This window comes from Alteriqipengyuania halimionae, from assembly GCF_009827575.1.
Classification (GTDB): domain Bacteria; phylum Pseudomonadota; class Alphaproteobacteria; order Sphingomonadales; family Sphingomonadaceae; genus Alteriqipengyuania_A; species Alteriqipengyuania_A halimionae.
This window is the reverse complement of the sequence record NZ_WTYR01000001.1, coordinates 2,298,531-2,317,204: the sequence shown is the minus strand read 5'-3', so window position 1 is coordinate 2,317,204 and position 18,674 is coordinate 2,298,531. Positions and strand designations below refer to the sequence as shown.

Annotated in this window: 19 protein-coding genes; 10 read left to right on the top strand and 9 right to left on the bottom strand. The window is 65.6% G+C overall.

The features are described from left to right. Positions 1 to 3: 3 nt before the first annotated feature. From GRI68_RS11090 to GRI68_RS11065, 6 genes are all read right to left on the bottom strand, one after another. Positions 4 to 1,227, bottom strand: coding sequence for an acetyl-CoA C-acetyltransferase (locus tag GRI68_RS11090; RefSeq protein WP_160617301.1), 1,224 nt, complete (start codon positions 1,225 to 1,227; stop codon positions 4 to 6). Beyond that, positions 1,224 to 2,456 carry a CoA transferase gene (locus GRI68_RS11085; protein ID WP_160617300.1) on the bottom strand — a complete coding sequence of 411 codons (1,233 nt, stop codon included), beginning with the start codon at positions 2,454 to 2,456 and terminating at the stop codon, positions 1,224 to 1,226. Before GRI68_RS11085 ends, GRI68_RS11090 begins: the two co-directional genes overlap by 4 nt. A gap of 158 nt (positions 2,457 to 2,614) precedes the next feature. Beyond that, entirely contained in the window at positions 2,615 to 3,796 is a 1,182-nt protein-coding gene (locus GRI68_RS11080; RefSeq protein ID WP_234028785.1) for an acyl-CoA dehydrogenase family protein, read from the bottom strand. Positions 3,797 to 3,806: 10 nt separating this feature from the next. Next, entirely contained in the window at positions 3,807 to 4,721 is a 915-nt protein-coding gene (locus GRI68_RS11075; RefSeq protein ID WP_160617299.1) for an SDR family NAD(P)-dependent oxidoreductase, read from the bottom strand. Between the two features lie 60 nt (positions 4,722 to 4,781). Then, positions 4,782 to 5,039 carry a hypothetical protein gene (locus GRI68_RS11070; RefSeq protein ID WP_160617298.1) on the bottom strand — a complete coding sequence of 86 codons (258 nt, stop codon included), beginning with the start codon at positions 5,037 to 5,039 and terminating at the stop codon, positions 4,782 to 4,784. Then, positions 5,023 to 5,340 (bottom strand): hypothetical protein, encoded by a 318-nt coding sequence (locus GRI68_RS11065; RefSeq protein ID WP_160617297.1) that lies wholly within the window; start codon positions 5,338 to 5,340, stop codon positions 5,023 to 5,025. Before GRI68_RS11065 ends, GRI68_RS11070 begins: the two co-directional genes overlap by 17 nt. 108 nt (positions 5,341 to 5,448) lie before the next feature. On the opposite strand from GRI68_RS11065, the gene GRI68_RS11060 reads away from it, so the two are divergent. The 10 genes from GRI68_RS11060 (at position 5,449) to GRI68_RS11015 (ending at position 16,087) form a co-directional block, all read left to right on the top strand. Then, a complete protein-coding gene (locus tag GRI68_RS11060; RefSeq protein ID WP_160617296.1) occupies positions 5,449 to 6,429 on the top strand; it encodes an ArsR/SmtB family transcription factor in 981 nt (326 codons plus the stop codon). After that, positions 6,426 to 7,355: a methylenetetrahydrofolate reductase [NAD(P)H] gene (metF, locus tag GRI68_RS11055; RefSeq protein WP_160617295.1), complete on the top strand. Its 930-nt coding sequence runs from the start codon at positions 6,426 to 6,428 to the stop codon at positions 7,353 to 7,355. Before GRI68_RS11060 ends, metF begins: the two co-directional genes overlap by 4 nt. Further along, complete coding sequence (locus tag GRI68_RS11050) at positions 7,348 to 8,394, top strand: homocysteine S-methyltransferase family protein (protein ID WP_160617294.1); 1,047 nt, start codon at positions 7,348 to 7,350, stop codon at positions 8,392 to 8,394. The genes metF and GRI68_RS11050 overlap by 8 nt, the downstream gene beginning before the upstream one ends. Continuing rightward, positions 8,391 to 8,924, top strand: a complete 534-nt coding sequence (locus GRI68_RS11045) for a GNAT family N-acetyltransferase (RefSeq protein WP_160617293.1) — start codon at positions 8,391 to 8,393, stop codon at positions 8,922 to 8,924. The genes GRI68_RS11050 and GRI68_RS11045 overlap by 4 nt, the downstream gene beginning before the upstream one ends. Continuing rightward, positions 8,921 to 11,548 carry a methionine synthase gene (gene metH / locus GRI68_RS11040; RefSeq protein ID WP_160617292.1) on the top strand — a complete coding sequence of 876 codons (2,628 nt, stop codon included), beginning with the start codon at positions 8,921 to 8,923 and terminating at the stop codon, positions 11,546 to 11,548. Before GRI68_RS11045 ends, metH begins: the two co-directional genes overlap by 4 nt. Before the next feature lie 4 nt (positions 11,549 to 11,552). Beyond that, on the top strand, positions 11,553 to 12,053 hold the full coding sequence (locus tag GRI68_RS11035) for a GNAT family N-acetyltransferase (RefSeq protein ID WP_160617291.1): 501 nt from the start codon (positions 11,553 to 11,555) through the stop codon (positions 12,051 to 12,053). A 64-nt stretch (positions 12,054 to 12,117) separates the two neighbouring features. Continuing rightward, a complete protein-coding gene (gene recQ, locus GRI68_RS11030) occupies positions 12,118 to 13,887 on the top strand; it encodes a DNA helicase RecQ (RefSeq protein ID WP_160617290.1) in 1,770 nt (589 codons plus the stop codon). Between the two features lie 69 nt (positions 13,888 to 13,956). Beyond that, positions 13,957 to 14,850: an SPFH domain-containing protein gene (locus tag GRI68_RS11025; RefSeq protein ID WP_199799751.1), complete on the top strand. Its 894-nt coding sequence runs from the start codon at positions 13,957 to 13,959 to the stop codon at positions 14,848 to 14,850. Between the two features lie 3 nt (positions 14,851 to 14,853). Continuing rightward, complete coding sequence (locus GRI68_RS11020; protein ID WP_160617288.1) at positions 14,854 to 15,057, top strand: toxin-antitoxin system HicB family antitoxin; 204 nt, start codon at positions 14,854 to 14,856, stop codon at positions 15,055 to 15,057. A 76-nt stretch (positions 15,058 to 15,133) separates the two neighbouring features. Further along, positions 15,134 to 16,087, top strand: coding sequence for a right-handed parallel beta-helix repeat-containing protein (locus GRI68_RS11015; RefSeq protein WP_160617287.1), 954 nt, complete (start codon positions 15,134 to 15,136; stop codon positions 16,085 to 16,087). Between the two features lie 3 nt (positions 16,088 to 16,090). On the opposite strand, the gene GRI68_RS11010 is transcribed toward GRI68_RS11015, so the two are convergent. From GRI68_RS11010 to xth, 3 genes are read right to left on the bottom strand one after another with little or no spacing between them, the layout of a single operon-like run. Then, positions 16,091 to 16,591 (bottom strand): GNAT family N-acetyltransferase, encoded by a 501-nt coding sequence (locus tag GRI68_RS11010; protein WP_160617286.1) that lies wholly within the window; start codon positions 16,589 to 16,591, stop codon positions 16,091 to 16,093. Then, positions 16,588 to 17,658, bottom strand: a complete 1,071-nt coding sequence (gene ribA, locus GRI68_RS11005) for a GTP cyclohydrolase II (RefSeq protein WP_234028911.1) — start codon at positions 17,656 to 17,658, stop codon at positions 16,588 to 16,590. The genes GRI68_RS11010 and ribA overlap by 4 nt, the downstream gene beginning before the upstream one ends. Continuing rightward, the gene (xth, locus tag GRI68_RS11000; protein WP_160617285.1) at positions 17,655 to 18,452 is read right to left on the bottom strand and encodes an exodeoxyribonuclease III; all 798 of its coding nucleotides are present in this window, start codon (positions 18,450 to 18,452) and stop codon (positions 17,655 to 17,657) included. Before xth ends, ribA begins: the two co-directional genes overlap by 4 nt. Positions 18,453 to 18,674: the final 222 nt, after the last annotated feature.

Sequence of the window (18,674 nt, the reverse complement as noted above, 5' to 3'; positions counted from 1 at the left end):
TGATCACGCCGCCCGTTCGAACAGCGCGGCGATCCCCTGTCCGCCGCCGATGCACATGGTTTCCAGCCCGAAGCGTGCTTCGCCGCGCTGCATTTCGTGCGCCATGTCGGCGAGGATGCGCAGGCCCGTCGCGCCGATCGGATGGCCGAGCGAGATGCCCGATCCGTTGACGTTGAGCATCTCGCGGCGGCTATCGTCCTCGCTCCAGCCCCAGCCTTTGAGCACGGCGAGCACTTGCGGGGCGAAGGCCTCGTTCAGTTCGACCAAGTCGATATCGTCCCAGCCTTTGCCCGATCTTGCGAACAGGCGCTCGACCGCCGGGACGGGGCCGATCCCCATCCGCGCCGGATCGCAGCCCGCCGCGGCCCAGCTGTCGAACCACAGCAGCGGAGTGAGGCCCAGTTCCTCGAGCTTGTCCTCGGCGACGACGAGGCAGGCGGCGGCGGCATCGTTCTGCTGACTGGCATTGCCCGCGGTGACGATCGCGTCCGGGTTGGTGCGACCCTCGATCGCGCGCAGGGCGCCCATGCTTTCCATGCTCGCATCGGGGCGGATGCCCTCGTCGCGTTCGAAGCGGATCGAGTCCTTGCGGCGTTGCGGAACCTCCAGCGGGACGATGTGATCGTCGAACTTGCCTTCATCCCACGCGGCGGCGGCGCGCTGGTGGGAGCGGACCGCGTATTCGTCGGCGGCTTCGCGGGAGATGTCGTAATCCTGGGCGAGGTTTTCGGCGGTTTCGATCATGCCGCTGATCACGCCGAAGCGTTCCTGCGGCTGGCTCATCAACCGGCCGCGCGTGAGGCGGTCATGCAGCGTGACGTTGCCTGCTTTCACCCCGGTGCGGATATCGGTGGTGTAATGTTCGACGTTGGACATGCTTTCGCAGCCGCCCGCGACCACGCAATCGGCGGCCCCGGTCTGGACCATCATGGCCGCGTTGACGACCGCCTGCAGGCCCGATCCGCAGCGCCTATCCAGTTGATAACCCGGCACTTCTATCGGCAGTCCCGCAGCGAGCCAGGCCCAGCGTCCGATCGCGGGAGCCTCGCCGCTGCCATAGCCTTGCGAGAACACGACATCGTCGACGCGTTCGGGGTCGACCCCGCTTCGTTCGACCAACGCCTTGAGGATCGCGGCGCCCAGATCGCCCGCATTGAGCGGGGCGAGGGTGCCGAGGAACTTGCCCACCGGGGTGCGCAAAGGGGAGCAGATGGCGACGCGTCTCATAGGGTTTCCTTGTCACTTGTACCGACGATTCCGGTGTCAATCAGTCGTCCGATTGCGGTGTTCGGCAGGCCGAGCACCTCGCCGAGCACCTCTTCGCTGTTCGCTCCCAGATAGGGGGCGGGTTCGGGTGTTCCGCGATCCTGCGCCGGCATGTTGGCGAAGGATCCGGGCGAGGGATAGGCGAAGCCGCTCGGATTGTCGGTCGATGGTCCGAACAGCGGGTTGTCGGTGACGAGCTGCGGATCGTTCGCGGCTTCGTGCATCGTGCGATAGCGTTCGAACGTTGCCCCGGCCTCGGTCAGCCGGCGCTCCCATTCGGCCCAGTCGGCCGCGCCGATGCGGGTCTGGAGCAGGGCGAACAATTCGTGGCGATGGACGAAGCGTTCTTGGTCGCCTTTGGCAAAGCTCACCTTGAGTCGAGCTTCGAGATTCGCGATTGCCTGCTGCAGGTCGAACGCGGTCAGCAGCGCGCGCCATTGCTTGTCGGTCAGCGCGGCGACCATGAAGCGCGTTCCGTCGCGGCTGACGAAGTCGCGCCCGAACGCGCCCCAGATCGCATTGCCCAACCGTTCGCGATCGGACCCGCGATAGAGCATTTCCGCCATCGCGCCCGAATTGGCGACCGTGCCGATCGCGACGTCGCCCAGGGGCACGCGCACTTCGCCGCCTTCGCCGGTGGCATCGCGGTGGCGCAGGGCGGCGAGCAGCGCGAAGGCGGTGTAGGCTCCGGTGATGAAATCCCATGCCGGGAGCAATTGGTTGACCGGGGGCGCGCTGTCTGCGTCCCATTCTTCGGGGCCGGTCATCAGCGGATAGCCCGAGGCGGCGTTGACGGTGAAATCCATCGCCTGGCGCCCGTCATGCCAGCCCATGATCCGCGCGGTGATCATGTCGGCGCGCTTCGCTTCGATCGCGGCATGCGAAAGGAAGCTCTTTTCGGGGAAATTGGTGATCAGCTGGCCGGTCTTCGCCGCGAGCTCGACCAGCAATTCGCGGCCCTCGTCGCTGCGCAGGTCGAGCGCGACGCTCTTCTTCGCACGGTTGAGGTTTTCCCAACTGAGCGAGCGGCCTTTATCTGTCCGCATATAGCGATCGTAATCGAGTCCGCCGCCGATCTGGTCGACCCGGATCACCTCGGCCCCCATCTGCGCGCAATAGAGCCCCGCCGTGGGCGAGGCGACGAAGCTCGACGCTTCGATGATCGTCAGGTCTTGGAGTAATTTATACATTCGAGTCTTCGTTGGGTGCGCCCCGGACATCCGTCCGCGGCTTGCGGCTCCAGCCCGACTTCCCCGCCCAACCACCCGATACCGTATCGGAGAATGATCGGGTGGTTGGGCGAGGGAGACGGGCCGGCACCGAGGTCAGACGGATGTCTGACCGCATCTTAAATTGACCCTTCGAAATCGCGCAGCATGTGCTTGGCGATCTGCAATTGCAGGATCTGCGTCGTGCCTTCGTAGATGCGATAGATGCGCGCATCGCGGAAGAAGCGTTCGGCGTCGTATTCGGCGAGGTAGCCCGCGCCGCCAAAGATCTGCACCACGCGGTCCATCACCCTCCCGCACATTTCGCTGGCGAAGACCTTGAACGCCGCCGCCTTGCGGATGACGTTCTCGCCGCGGTCGGCGCGGGCAGTGACGTCGCGCATCATGCATTCGGCGGCGTAGATCTCGGTTTCGCTTTCGGCGAGCATCTGCTGGATCAGCTGGAAATTGGCGATCGGTTCGCCGAAGGCCTTGCGCTCGGTGGCATAACGCAGCGCGGAATCGAGCGCGCGGCGGGCATAGCCGGCCGATGCGGCGCCGACCGAGATGCGACCATTGTCGAGGCTCATCATCGCGAAGCGGAAGCCCTTTCCGGTCTCTCCGCCGAGCAGCGCATCGCCCGGCACATGGACATCGTCGAGCATCACGTCGGCGATATGCGCGCCGGCCTGGCCCATCTTCTTGTCGGGCGTGCCGGTCGAAACGCCGGGCGTGTCCATCGGCACGATGAAGGCGCTGACATGCGCGTTCTTGGGCAGCGCCTCTTTCTCGGTCCGCGCCATGATCAGCGCGACCGAGGCGTGCGGGGCATTGGTGATGTAGCGCTTGGTGCCATTTAGGATCCAGCCATTGCCATCCGGATCGGGCCTGGCGGTGGTCTGCATCGCGGCGCTGTCCGATCCGCTGCCCGGTTCGGTGAGCCCGAAACAGGCGACTTCGCCGCCCGCAATGCGCGGCCACCATTCGGCCTGCTGGGCCTCGGTGCCACCATTCTTGAGCGCCGAATTGAACATGCCGACATTGATCGAGAAGATCGAGCGGAAGGCGGGCGCGGCATAAGCCATGGTGTAGACCACTTCGGCGTACTGGCTGGTGTTCAGCCCCGCGCCGCCGTGGTCTTCGGGCACGGTGAGGCCGAACAGCCCCATCTCCTTCATTTCGGCGAGGATGTCGTCGGGGACCTTGTCCTCCGCGATCATCTGCTCCTCGGCGGGGAGCAGCCGTTCCTTCACATAGCGTTGGAGCTGTTCGAGGAATTGCGCGAATACGTCCTCGTCCATGCCGGGATTGCTGACAGCCATCGGTATTTCCTCAGATCGGATCGTAGGGGAAGACATGCGCGGAGACTTCGTCTTCGCGCGCGAAATCGGGTTTGAACGCGGGCATCGCCACATCGGCGATCTCCTGCGGGGTCCAGCCGCCATCCCTGGCGAAGCTGCGCACCGGGCGCGGCTTGGAGAACAGCACGATCTCGTTGCGGCGCACGGCAAAGATCTGGTTCGTCACGTCATTTGCCGCGTCCGAGCAGAGATAGGCGGCGAGCGGGGCGATCTTTTCCGCGCCCATCGATTGCAGGCGTTTGACCCGCTCGTCGGCGTCTTCGCCGCCGGTCGGGATGCTCGCGGTCATCCGGCTCCAGGCGAACGGCGCGATGCAATTGCTGCGCACGCCATAGCGGGCGGCATCGAGCGCAATCGATTGCGACAGGCCGACAATGCCGAGCTTGGCGGCGGAATAGTTCGCCTGGCCGATATTGCCGATCAAGCCGCTGGTGGAAGTGAAGTGGACCAGTGCGCCCGAACCCTGTTCCTTGAAATAGGGAGTCGCGGCCTTGGATGTGTTGAAGCAGCCGTGGAGGTGGACGTCGATGACGGCCTGCCAGTCCTCATGGCTCATCTTGTGCCAGATGCGATCCCGCAGGATCCCGGCATTGTTGACCACCGCATCGATCCGCCCGAACGCCTGCACCGCATCCTCGACGATCGAGGCGGCTCCGGCGGGATCGGCGACGCTGGCGAGATTGGCCTGCGCCTTGCCACCGGCTTCGCGGATATCTCTGGCGGTGGTTTCGGCGGGACCGGCATCGCCGCCTTCGCCTTCGCCGCCCACGCCCGGATCGTTGACGACGACGCTGGCGCCTTCCTTCGCGCACAGCAACGCGATTTCGCGCCCTATGCCGCGTCCTGCGCCCGTAACGGCGACGACCTTGCCTTCGAGAATCCCCATTCCCACTCCCTTAATCGAGCGATTAAACGCAGGAGCGAATGGCGCAGACAGGGAGCAAGGTCAATCGGTCTGCGATGGCCCCCCCGATGGTTGGGGTGCGTTGTCGGCGTCGGATGCGCCGGCCGTCGCATCGCCGCTCTCGGGCGGCGGCACCTGGACCTGGCGTTCCTCGATGATTTCGGCGGCACGATCGAGCGCGCGGGCTTCGCGCATCGAGACGCCGCCGGGTCCGGGGGCATTGTCGGGCTTGTCGCAAGCGGCCAGCGGCAGCGCGGCGACAAGCCCGAATAGCACGGTGAGCTTATTGCGCCTCGGCATCGCGGGCGTCTTCGGCCTGGCCGAATTCGGCCTCGAGGGCAGCTTCGATATCGTCGGCGGCCGCTTCGGCGCGATCGCCCGATTCCTCGAGCGACTGGCGACGGCTCTCGGGAACTTCGGTGGCAGCGGGCGCGGGTTCGACTGCGACCGGGGTCTCTTCGGGAATATCCGAGAGGGCTTCATCTGCCGGTTCCTCGACCGTGTCGCCCACGACCTCGTCATCGGTGGCCGAATCGCTGCCGCAGGCGGCAAGCGACAGGGCGAAAGTGGCAGCGGAAGCGGCGGCGATCAGTTTTTTCATCGTATCCTCCAACGGGATGGGTGTGTCTCGCCAGCGAACATAGGCGCGCATCGCGCCGCGGCAAAGTCGCTTGTATCATATAAAGCTTTCTTTATATGATATGGAACAATGCGGATCGAACCCACCTTGCGCGCGCTTTCGGATCCCACACGGCTGCGGATCATGCGGCTGCTCGCCACGATGGAGCTGGCGATCGGCGAACTGGCGCAGGTGCTGGGTCAAAGCCAGCCGCGCGTTTCGCGCCATGCCAAGATCCTGTGCGATGCGAATCTCGCGGAACGGCGCAAGGAAGGCAGCTGGGTGTTCCTGCGCCAATTGGCCGGGGGGAACGGCCCCGGCCTCGGCGGCGCGGTGGCCCATTTGCTGGCACGCGCCGAGGAAGCGGACGAGGGCTTTGCCGCGCGCTGTGCCGAAGATCGCCGCCATCTGGCCGCGATTCGGGCCGCGCGCGAAGATCGTGCGGCCGAGTACTTCGCCGCGCACGCTGCCGAATGGGACGAGTTGCGCGTGCTCCATGCGCCCGACGCTCCGGTCGAGGCGGCGCTGTCGCAAGCTCTGGGTGACGAACCCCTTGGCACGCTGCTCGATATCGGCACCGGGACCGGGCGGATGGCGGAAATCTTCGCTCCTCGCGCCATACGCGTGATCGCGCTCGACAAGAGCCCCGAAATGCTGCGCCTCGCCCGCGTGCGCTTGCAGGATATCGCGGCTGACCGGCTGGAGCTGGTGCAGGGCGATTTCGGCGCGCTCCCGCTGGCCGACGCGTCGGTCGATACCGTCCTGTTCCACCAGGTGCTGCATTATGCGCAGGATCCGCAAGTCGCGCTGGCCGAGGCGGCGCGGGTGGCGCGTCCCGGCGCGACCATTGCGATCGTCGATTTCGCCGCGCATGAACGCGAGGAATTGCGCCGCCAGCACCAGCATGCGCGGCTCGGCTTTTCCGACGACCAGATGTTCGATGCGGTGGGCGACGCCGGCTTCGCCCTGCTCGACACCCGCGCGATTGCGGGCACGCCGCTCACCGTGAAAATCTGGACCGCCCGCCGCAGTGCCGAACGCGCGCGCCAGCCCGAGGACGCACACGCATGATTTCGCTGAAACAGATGGACGATGCGCGCACCGCGCTCGATGCGCCGCTCTTCTCCGGCCTCGCCGGCGATATCGATGTCTCGTTCGAGTTCTTTCCGCCCAAGACCGACAAGATGGCCGAGACGCTGTGGCACAGCGTCGGAACGCTGAAGCCGTTGAAGCCCCGTTTTGCGAGCGTGACCTATGGCGCAGGCGGTTCGACCCGCGAGCGCACGCACGATCAGGTGGTGCGGATCCAGAACGAGGCGGGCATTCCCGCCGCCGCGCACCTGACCTGCGTCGATGCGACCCGCGAGGAAGTCGATGCGGTCGCGCGCCATTATTGGGAAAGCGGGATCCGCCACATCGTTGCGCTGCGCGGCGATCCGTCCGACGGCAGCACGACGTACACCCCGCATCCGGGCGGCTATGCCAACGCGGTCGAGCTGATCGGGGGGTTGAAACAGGTCGGCGATTTCGAGATTTCGGTCGCCGCCTATCCCGAAATCCACCCCGACAGCGCCGATCGCGATGCCGATCTCGCCAATCTCAAGGCGAAGTTCGATGCCGGGGCGACCCGCGCGATCACCCAGTTCTTCTTCGATCCGCAATGCTTCTTCGAATTCCGCGACCGCGCCGCGGCGGCGGGAATCGAGGACGAAATCGTGCCCGGGATCATGCCGGTGATGAGCTTCGCCGCGGTCGAGCGCATGTCGGGCCTGTGCGGCACGGCCATTCCGGACTGGATGGAAGGGTTGTTCGAAGGCCTCGACGATCGCCCCGAAGCGCGCCAGCTGGTCTCTGCCACGATCGCCGCCGAATTGTGCCGCCGTCTCTACGCCGGCGGGGCGCGGCAATTCCACTTCTACACCTTGAACCGGGCCGAGCTGAGCTACGCGATCTGCCACATGCTGGGCATGCGCCCGAAGGATGCCGACCATGGATAAACGCGCCGAAATCCTCGCTGCCGCGCGCGAACGGATCCTGATCAAGGACGGCCCCTACGGCACCGCGATCCAGCGCGCCAAGCTGGGCGAGGAGGGCTATCGCGGCGATTTCGACCTGGAGCTCGACCAGAAGGGCAATAACGATCTCGTCAACCTGACCCAGCCCGCGCTGATCCGCACGATCTGCGACAGCTATATCGACGCCGGCGCGCATGTTCTGGCGACCAACACGTTCAACGCAAACCGCATCAGCCAGGCCGATTACGGCGCCGAACACCTGGTGCACGATATCAACGTCGCGGCTGCCCGGATCATCCGCGATGCGGCGGACGAGGCTACGGCGAAGGACGGCATCCCGCGTTTCGTCGCTGGCGCGATGGGGCCGACCAACAAGACCCTCTCGCTCTCTCCCGATGTGGAGGACCCGGGCTTCCGCGAAGTCACCTTCGACCAGATCAAGCAGGTCTATCGCGAACAGGCCGCGGCGCTGATCGAGGGCGGCGCCGACGTGATCCTGATCGAAACCGTGTTCGACACGCTCAATTGCAAATCCGCGATCATGGCGGTGCGCGAACTGGCCGACGAGACGGGGCGAGACATCCCGCTGATGATCTCGATGACGCTGACCGATCTTTCGGGCCGCAACCTGTCGGGCCACACGGTCGAGGCGTTCTGGAACGCGGTGCGCCATGCCGATCCGGTCGCGATCGGATTGAACTGCAGCTTCGGCGCAGACCAGCTCCGCCCGCATGTGCAATTGCTGTCCGGCATCGCCGATGCGCTGCTGCTCGCCTATCCCAATGCCGGCCTGCCCAACGAATTGGGCGAATATGACGAAGAGCCCGAGACCACCGCGCGGCTGATCACGCCCTGGGCCGAGCATCGCCGGGTCAACATCCTCGGCGGGTGTTGCGGCTCGACGCCCGAGCACATCGCGGCGATGGCGCGCGCGGTGGCCGATCACGAGCCGCGCGACATTCCCGAGGCCGAACCCGTGATGCGCCTCGCCGGTCTCGAAGCCTACGAGATCGCTTCGTGAGCGAAGCCCTGTCCCAACGCGTCGTGGTGCGCGAAGCCTCGGCCACGGATGCCGGACGGCTTTCGCTGGTGTCCGACGCGACCTTTCTCGAGACGTTTGCCGGGATGATCTCGGGCGACGCGCTCGTCGCCCATTGCAAGAAGCGCCACGCGCCCGGTTACCTCGGCCAATTGCTCGACGGCGGGGCCAGGGCCTGGCTCGCCGAGCTCGATGAAGCGCCGATCGGCTATGCCCTGCTCACCGCGCCCGAACTCGACGAAGCGCTGGAAGGCGATATCGAGCTGAAGAAAATCTACCTCCTTTCGCGCTTCCACGGCAGCGGGATCGCCGCTCACCTGTTCGACGCCGCTCTGGCGGGAGCCGCGGGACATGCACGCCTGCTGCTGGGGGTGAAAGACGACAATCACCGCGCCATAGGTTTCTACACCAAACAGGGATTTCGCCAGATCGGGACGCGCCGCTTCGATGTCGGCGGCACGCTCTACGACGATGTCGTTCTCGCCCGCGCGCTGGATCGGACCGACCCATGAACGACCTCACCACCGCCCGCTTCGTCAATATCGGCGAACGCACCAACGTCACCGGATCGGCGCGCTTCAAGAAGCTGATCATGGCCGACGATTACGACGCCGCGGTCGAAGTCGCGCGCCAGCAGGTCGAAAACGGCGCGCAGGTGATCGATGTCAACATGGACGAAGGCCTGCTCGACGCCGAAAAGGCGATGACGACCTTTCTCAAGCTGATCGCCGCCGAGCCCGATATCGCGCGCGTCCCGGTGATGATCGACAGTTCGAAGTGGGACGTGATCGAAGCCGGGCTCAAATGCGTCTCGGGCAAGCCGATCGTCAATTCGATCTCGATGAAGGAAGGCGAGGCCGAGTTCCTCGCCCATGCGAAGAAATGCATGCTCTACGGCGCCGCAGCCGTCGTCATGGCATTCGACGAGACCGGCCAGGCCGACACCAAGGCGCGCAAGGTCGAAATCTGCGCCCGCGCCTACAAGCTGCTGACCGGGATCGGTTTTCCGCCCGAAGACATCATTTTCGACCCCAACATTTTCGCGGTCGCGACCGGGATCGAGGAGCATGACCGATACGGACTCGATTTCCTCGAGGCGGTGAAAGAGATCAAGGCCGCCTGCCCGCATGCCAAGACCAGCGGTGGGCTGTCCAACCTCTCCTTCAGCTTCCGCGGCAACGAGACCGTGCGCCGCGCGATGCACTCGGTGTTCCTCTATCACGCGATCCCCGCCGGACTCGACATGGCGATCGTGAACGCCGGTCAGCTCGACATCTACGACACGATCGACCCGGTGCTGCGCGAAGCGTGCGAGGACGTGATCCTCGCACGTCGCCGCGATGCGACCGAGCGGCTGATCGACCTCGCCGAAAGCTACAAGGGCAAATCGGCAGCCGAGGAAAAAGCGGCCGAGGAATGGCGCGGCTGGGAAGTGCGCAAGCGGCTCGAACATGCGCTGGTCAAGGGCATCGACGCGCATGTCGTCGACGATACCGAAGAAGCGCGCGCCGAAGTGGAGGCCGCCGGCGGCCGCCCGATCGAGGTGATCGAAGGCCCGCTGATGGACGGGATGAACGTCGTCGGCGACCTGTTCGGTTCGGGCAAGATGTTCCTGCCGCAAGTGGTCAAGTCCGCCCGCGTCATGAAGAAGGCGGTTGCCCACCTGATTCCCTTCATCGAGGCGGAGAAGGACAAGCTTCCCGCCGCCGAGCAGAAGGCCAAGGGCAAGATCGTGATGGCCACGGTGAAGGGCGACGTCCACGACATCGGCAAGAACATCGTCGGCGTCGTCCTCCAGTGCAACGGCTACGACGTGGTCGATCTGGGCGTCATGGTGCCGTGGTCCAAAATCCTAGAAACCGCGCGCGAGACCAAGGCCGATATCATCGGCCTGTCGGGGCTCATCACCCCATCGCTCGACGAGATGGTGACCGTGGCTGAGGAAATGCAGGGCGCGGCGATGCAATTGCCGCTGCTGATCGGCGGCGCGACCACCAGCAAGGTCCACACCGCATTGAAGATCGACCCGGCCTATGAAGGCCCGGTGATCCACGTGCTCGATGCGAGCCGCGCGGTCGGCGTGGCGAGCCGCCTGTTGTCGGACACGCAGAAGACCGCCTTCGTCGACGATACCGCAGGCGAATATCGCAAGGTCCGCGACGCGCGCGCGGGCAAGTCGCAAAGCGTGCTGCTGAGCCTCGATGAAGCGCGGGCGAACCATTACGACCCGTTCTACAGCGACAAGCCCGCCCCGCCGCTCAAGCCCGGCCGCCACGTGTTCGAGGATTGGGACCTGGCGGACCTGCGCGAATATATCGACTGGACGCCGTTCTTCCGCGCCTGGGAATTGCACGGCAATTATCCCGCCATCCTGACGGACGAGGTCGTGGGCGACACCGCGCGCGACCTGAAACGCGATGCCGATGCCATGCTCGAGCGGATCGTCTCGGAGAAATGGCTGACGGCGAAAGGCGTGGCCGGCTTCTGGCCCTGCGCGCGTGATGGCGACGACGTCACGCTCCACGAGGCCGAAGGCGAGACCCACACCGTGCTGCCGTTCCTGCGCCAGCAAGTGCGCAAATCGCGCGATCGGGCGAATATGTGCCTGGCCGATTTCATCGATCCTTCGGGCGACTGGATCGGCGGGTTCGCGGTGGGCATTCACGGGATTGAGCCGCATTCGAAAGCCTTCCTCGCAGCCAAGGACGATTATTCGGACATCCTGCTCAAATCGCTCTCCGACCGGCTGGCCGAAGCCTTTGCGGAAGCGCTGCACCGCCATGTCCGCACCGATCTGTGGGGCTATGCCGAGAGCGAGGACCTTTCGAACGCGGCGCTGATCAAGGAAGAATACCAGGGCATCCGCCCCGCGCCGGGCTATCCCGCCTGCCCCGACCATTCGTTGAAGCCGATCCTGTTCGACCTGCTCGATGCCGAGGAGGCGGTAGGAATCACGCTGACCGAGAATTTCGCCATGTTGCCGACTTCGGCGGTGAGCGGGTTCTATTTCGGTCATCCCGAAGCCGAATATTTCGGCGTCGCGCGGATTGGTCGCGACCAGCTCGAAGACTATGCCGCGCGGCGCGATGTGAGCGTCGAGCAGGCCGAGCGCTGGTTGCGTCCCAATCTGGATTGACGCGATGGCGATCCTCACGACCGAACGCCTGACTTTGCGCCCGGCAAGCAAGAATGACCTCGACGGTTTCCACGCCATCCTCTCCGATCCTCGCGCGACCTCCTATTGGTCGACCCCGCCGCACGCGAGCGTGGACCAGACACAAGCTTGGCTGGCCTCGATGCTGGAAATTCCCGACGGCGAAGGCGAGGATTTCGTGATCGAGTATGAGGGGCGAATGATCGGCAAGGCCGGGTTTTTCCGCTTCCCCGAGATCGGCTTCATCCTGCATCCCGAGGCGTGGGGCAAAGGCTTCGCGCGCGAAGCGCTCGCCGCCGTGCTGGCTCGCGGGTTCGAGGTGCACCGGATCGACGCGGTCGAGGCCGATGTCGATCCGCGCAATGCGGCTTCGCTCAACGTCCTCGGGAAGCTCGGCTTCGTCGAGACCGGCCGCGAGAGCCGCACCTACCGCATCGGCGACGAGTGGTGCGACAGCGTGTATCTCAAGCTGTCCCGCCCGCGCTGACGAATTGTGAGGATTGCGACCCGGCGCTGTTCCATCGCTACCTGACCTCTGCCACAGCCCTCCCATGATCGACCGGGCGCGCGAAACTCTCAAATCGACTTTCGGCTTTGCGGACTTCCGCGGGCGGCAGGAGGAAGTCGTAGCGCGGGTGCTCGATCGCCGCTCGACGCTGGCCGTCATGCCGACAGGTGCGGGCAAGTCGCTGTGTTACCAGCTGCCCGCGATCATGCTCGAAGGGACCTGCGTGGTCGTATCGCCGCTGATCGCGCTGATGCACGACCAGCTGCGCGCCGCGCGCGCCAACGGCATCCGCGCCGCCACGCTGACCAGCGCCGACGCCGATTGGCGCGAGACGCTCGATGCCTTCCGCGCTGGCCAGCTCGACCTCCTCTACGTCGCGCCCGAACGTGCCAGCCAGCAGGGTTTTCGCGACCTGCTGAACAGCGCCCCCATCGCGCTGTTCGCGATCGACGAGGCGCATTGCGTGTCCGAATGGGGCCACGATTTCCGGCCCGATTACCGCCAGCTCCGCCCGATGATGGCTGCCTTTCCCGATGTCCCGCGCCTTGCGCTGACGGCGACGGCGGATGCGCATACGCGGGCCGACATCCTGAACCAGCTCGGCATTCCCGAAGAGGGGATGGTGGTTGCCGGGTTCGACCGGCCCAATATCCGCTATGCGATCGGCCCGCGCGATTCGCTTACCCGGCAATTGCAGGCGCTGCTGGCGAGCGAGCCCGGCCCAGGCATCGTCTACGCGCCGACTCGCGCCGCGACCGAACGGCTGTCCGAGAGCCTCGCCACGCCGGGCCGCGAAGTGCGCGCCTACCACGCCGGCCTCCCGCCCGAAGTGCGCGCGGCAAACCAGGCGGCGTTCGTGGCGTCGGAAAACATGGTGATGGTCGCCACGGTCGCGTTCGGCATGGGGATCGACAAGCCCGATGTGCGCTTCGTCGCGCATGCCGGTCTGCCCAAATCGATCGAGGCCTATTACCAGGAAACCGGGCGCGCGGGCCGCGATGGCGATCCGGCGCAGGCGCATCTGTTCTGGGGCGCGGACGATTTCGCGCGGGCGCGGATGCGGGTGGCCGAAGTCGAGCCGCAGCGCCAGGCGGGCGAGCGCACCCGGCTCGATGCGCTGGGCGCGCTGGTCGAGACCGCGGGGTGTCGCCGCGCGGTGCTGCTCAGGCATTTCGGGGAGGATCCGCCCGAAACTTGCGGCAATTGCGACAATTGCTGCGATCCGCCCAAATCGGTCGATGCGACGGTGGTGGCGCAGAAATATCTCTCCGCCGTCGCGCGCACGCGGCAGACCTATGGCGCGGGCTATGTCGAGGGCATCCTCACCGGCCAGCGGTCCGATCGCGCGGAAAAGAACGGGCACGATACGCTTTCGGTGTTCGGGATCGTCGAGGGTGAGGAAGCGCAATTGCTGAAGCCCGTCCGACGCGCGCTGATGGTGCGTGGGGCGCTGCTGCCGACCGAGCACGGCGGCATGATGTTCGGCAGCGAGGCGCGCGGCTATCTGAAAGGTGAGAGCGAATTGCACCTCGTCGTCCCGCCGAAGAAGCAGGGGCGGCGGGGACGGTCGGGGCGCGACAGCTCGCCCAACCCGGTCGGCGATCCGCTGTTCGATGCGCTGCGCGACCTGCGCCGCGAGCTGGCCGAGGAGGCGCAGGTCCCGCCCTATGTCGTGTTCCACGATGCGACCTTGCGCGAATTCGCTGCCCGCCGCCCCGCCAGTCGCGCCGAAATGGGCGAGATCAGCGGGGTCGGCGCGAAAAAGCTCGAAGCCTATGGCGATGCGTTCCTTGCCGTCATCAAGGCACATTGACGCGCAGCCCGGTTTGATATAAATATGATATCATAATTATATTGGAAGGGCCCTGACATGAGTCGAGCAATGAACAAGAGCGTCGAACGCGACGCGGTGAGTTACAACGGATATGTGATGCTGGGCCTGCTGGCGGTCGTCACCGCGCTGACGGCCTGGGGTTTCTTCGCGAACCTGCCCGAGGACGGGATGAGCAAGGCCGAGAAGCTGACCTTCATCGCCTCGCTGGCGGGGCTGGCGATCGTGCCGCTGTTCATCCTGGTCGGCTTCTTCATGATCCAGCCCAACCAGGCGGCGGTGATCACGCTGTTCGGCGAGTATCGCGGGACCGAGCGGACCGAGGGCCTGCGCTGGGTGTGGCCCTGGATGATCAAGAAGAAGATCTCCGCCCGCGCCAACAACATCCATTCGGACCGGGTGAAGATCAACGACCTGCGCGGCAACCCGATCGAGATCGCCTGCAACGTGGTGTGGCGCGTCGCCGATACCGCGCAGGCCACCTTCGATGTCGACGATTACAAGGAATTCGTGAACATCCAGATCGAGGCCGGCCTGCGCACCGTCGGTTCGCGCCATCCCTATGACGATTTCGAAGAGGAAGAGACGACGCTGCGTGGCAGTGCCGAAGTGGTCAACCAGGAGCTTCTCGTCGAACTGAACGAGCGTCTTCACGTGGCGGGCATCGTGGTCGACGAAGCGGGCCTCACCCACCTTGCCTATGCCGCCGAAATCGCCAGCGCGATGCTGCGCCGCCAGCAGGCTGAAGCGGTGATTGCCGCCCGTGCCAAGCTGGTAATGGGCGCAGTCAGCATGGTCGAAATGGCGCTCGCCAAATTGTCCGAAGACGACATCGTCGAGCTCGACGACGAACGCCGCGCCACCATGGTCTCGAACCTGATGGTCGTGCTGTGCGGCGAGCGCGAGGCCCAGCCGGTCGTCAATGCGGGCACGCTCTACCAGTAAACCATGGCCAGAAAGCCAGCCAGGAAAGCCTTCGCCCTGCGGCTCGACCCGGCGCTTCACGAAGCGCTGGAGCGGGCCGCAGCGGTCGATCTGCGCTCGGTCAATGCCGAGATCGAAGTGCTCCTGCGCGAGGCCCTGGCGAAGCGCGGGGTGAAGGTGGACCATACGGCGAGGCCGCGCCGCGGCCGGCCGCCGAGCGAGGATTGAGCGGATCGCGTCCGGAACGGGACAGGGTGGCAATTTGCGCTTCGCCGCGCGGACGGGAGCGCGTAGCATACGCGGCATGAAACACGTCGCCCTCTCGCCCGCCATCGCCCTTTCCGTCTTCGCGCTCGCCCTCTCGGCCGGAGCCTCTGCCCAATCCTCCGGCCCGTTCACCGTGGCCGAGACCGGGAAATCTTACGACAATTTGCAAATGGCGATCTACGAGGCCGAGGCGTTGCCCAAGGGCACGATCGTGATCGCCAACGGCGTCCACCGCGTGTGCGGCGTCCAGCAACGCGGCTCGGTCACGTTCGAGGCCGAACAGCCGGGCGAAGCGCGGTTCTCGGGCATTTCGTGCGAAGGCAAGGCGGCGCTGGTGCTGCGTGGCCAGTCCTCGCGGGTCGAGGGGCTCGTCTTCTCGAACCTGCGCGTGGGCGATGGCAATGGTGCGGGCATCCGGCTCGAGGCCGGCGATCTGTTCGTCTCGCAAAGCTGGTTCCGCGACAGCCAGCAGGGCATCCTCACCGCCAACGATACCGATGGCGACATCGTGATCGACAAGTCGACCTTCACCCGCCTCGGCACATGCGAGAACGCGGCGGGTTGCGCGCATTCGATCTATATCGGCGATTACGGCAGCCTCACCGTCACCCGCTCGCGCTTCGAGGAAGGGCGCGGCGGTCACTACGTCAAATCGCGCGCGGCGAAAATCGACCTGCGGGACAGCTCGTTCGACGATGCCAAGGGGCAGGCCACCAATTACATGGTCGATCTGCCTGCCGGCGCCGTGGGCCGCATCGCCAACAACTGGTTCGTGCAAGGGCGCGACAAGGAAAACTGGTCGGCCTTCGTCGCCATCGCGGCCGAGGGCGGCGGCAACGCCAGCGAAGGGCTGGTGATCGAGGACAACACCGCCCGCTTCGTGCCGGGCCTCGCGCGCGACACCTATTTCGTCGCCAGCTGGACCGGCGAGCCGCTGACCATCCGCAACAACGACCTCGCGCGCGGCATTGCGAAATTCGACCAGCGCTAGGAGCTAGCCGAACGCCTTCGCATAGCGGACCACCCCGCTCGGGGCGGATCCATCGAGCACCAGGCGCTGGAAATATTCGGGCGGCGGGCCGGGATGGGTAAGCGCGGGATCGTGCTCGAAGCCGAAGCGCGCGTAATAGGCCGGGGCGCCCAGCAGGACGATGCCGCCCGCTTCGCGCAGGCGCAGGTCGGCGATCGCGCGGGTGATCAGCTTGCCGCCGATCCCTTGACGCTGGCATTCGGGCAGCACCGAGACCGGGCCGAGCCCGTACCAACCGCGCGAACCGTCGGAGATCGTGACCGGCGACAGCGCAAGATGGCCGACGATCCGTTCCCCGTCCTCGGCCACCAGCGAGAGGGTCAGGTCGCCATCGGCGCGGAGGTTGTCGACGATGCGCGGCTCGCTGCCGTCGCTGTGCTCCATATCGCGGAACGCCGCTTCGGTCAGCGCGTGGATTTCGCTGTGATCCGAACCGCGTTCGGGCCGGATCGTCACCGCGCTCACGGCAGCAAATGCCCCGACCGGTCGCGCTTGGTCGCGAGATAGCGGACATTCTCGGGGTTCTCACCGCGCCGATGCGCGACGCGTTCGGTTACCGTCACGCCGCGCTCGGTCAGTGCGTCGACCTTGCGCGGATTGTTGGTCAGAAGCCGGACCTCGCCCACGCCCAGCAGATCGAGCATCCGCGCAGCGGTGCCGAAATCGCGCGCTTCGTCGGGCAGGCCGAGCCGCTGGTTGGCGTCGACCGTATCGTGTCCCTGATCCTGCAGGCGATAGGCCCGCAGCTTGTTGACGAGGCCGATGCCGCGGCCTTCCTGCCGCAGGTAGAGCAGCACGCCCCAGCCATCCTGCTCCGTCTCCGCCGCCATCTGGGCAAGCGCACCGTCGAGTTGTGGGCCGCAATCGCATTTGAGGCTGCCGAGCACGTCGCCGGTCAGGCATTCGGAATGCAGCCGCACCAGCGGGACGCGATCGGCGGAGCGCTCGCCGACGATCAGCGCGACATGTTCGCGCAAGTCGTCGGCGCTGCGAAAGGCCACAATCTCGCAATTCTTCAGCGCCTCGACCGGGAGGCGCGCGCGGGTGACGATGGCGAGGCGGTGCGGATCGGCCAATGCGGCAAGATCCTCGAGTGCAAACGGCTGCGCCTCCCCGCCCTCCTCCGGATCGACCATGAAGGCGGGAAGTATCCCGGCGATCCGCGCCAGTTCGAGCGCGGCGACCGCGCCTTCGTGCCAATCGAGCGGGTCGGCGCGGAACGGGCCTTTCATCGGATAGGCGAGATCGAGTGCAGGATCGGCTGCGGCGCGGGCATCGTCGATGTCGAAGCGTTCCGCGCCGTGGATCAGCACCGGGCTTTCGGGGGCGGCTGCCTCGCGCTGGTTGGCGAGTTTGAGGGTCGCCGCGCGCGCGTGCGAGATCAGCAAGTGCTGCGCCGTGGACTGGCCTGCGATCGCGGTCTCGATCGGCAGCAGCGTCGGCCCGCCGATCAGGCGGATCGGCCAACCGTGACGCAGCGCGTCGACCGCCTGGGCCGCGCGCCGGGCCGGCGAAGGCCCGTCCTCGCTCAGAGGTCGAATTCCGTGATCAGCGGGACATGGTCCGACGGCTTTTCCCAGTCGCGCGCATATTCGTGGACCGAGTGGCCGGTCGCCTGTCTCGCCAGTTCGGGCGAGGCCCACATGTGATCGAGACGTCGGCCGCGATCGTTCGCCTTCCGGTCCTTCGAGCGATAGCTCCACCAGCTGAAATAGCGTTCGGGATCGGGGATGTGCTGACGGCCGATATCGTCCCACCCGTGCGCGTCCATGAAGCGCTGTAGCGTCTCGACCTCGAGCGGTGTGTGGCTGACGACCTTGAGCAGTTGCTTGTGGCTCCAGACGTCCGATTCGAGCGGCGCGACATTGAAATCGCCGACGATCAGCGTCGGCCGGTCGATGGCGTCTGCCCAGCGCGTCATCCGTTCGAAGAAGTCGAGCTTCTGGCCGAATTTCACATTCTGCTCGCGATCGGGAATGTCGCCGCCCGCGGGAACATAGACGTTCTCGACGATCACGCCCTGATGGGCCGGATCGGTCAGCTCGACGCCGATATGGCGGGCCTCGCCATTGTCCTGCCAGTCATGCTTCGAGAAATCGCGGAACGGCACTTTCCCGACCGTCGCGACGCCGTGATAGCCCTTCTGTCCGTGAATCGCGAAATGCTCGTAACCGAGCGCCCTGAACGCCTCGAACGGGAACTGGTGCTCCTGGCACTTGATCTCCTGCAGGCACAGGATGTCGGGCGACTGCTCCTTGATGAAGCGTTCGACGATCGGCATCCGCAGGCGGACCGAGTTGATATTCCAGGTGGCGATAGAAAGCATGGGGATGTGATAGGTGCGGCGACGGTCGCGAACAACCTTCGCGCTTACAAAAAACCCCCGTCCCGGGGGCATTGGGACGAGGGTTCCATGTGCGTTCTTGACGCAGGACCGGATCGACATTCTGGGTTACAGGGCAACAGGGGGGAAACCCGTATCCCGTCCAACCGGTCTATCTCTCAAACTAGCTTTGGGAGCTTGCCGCCACCTGAACGCAATTGACGA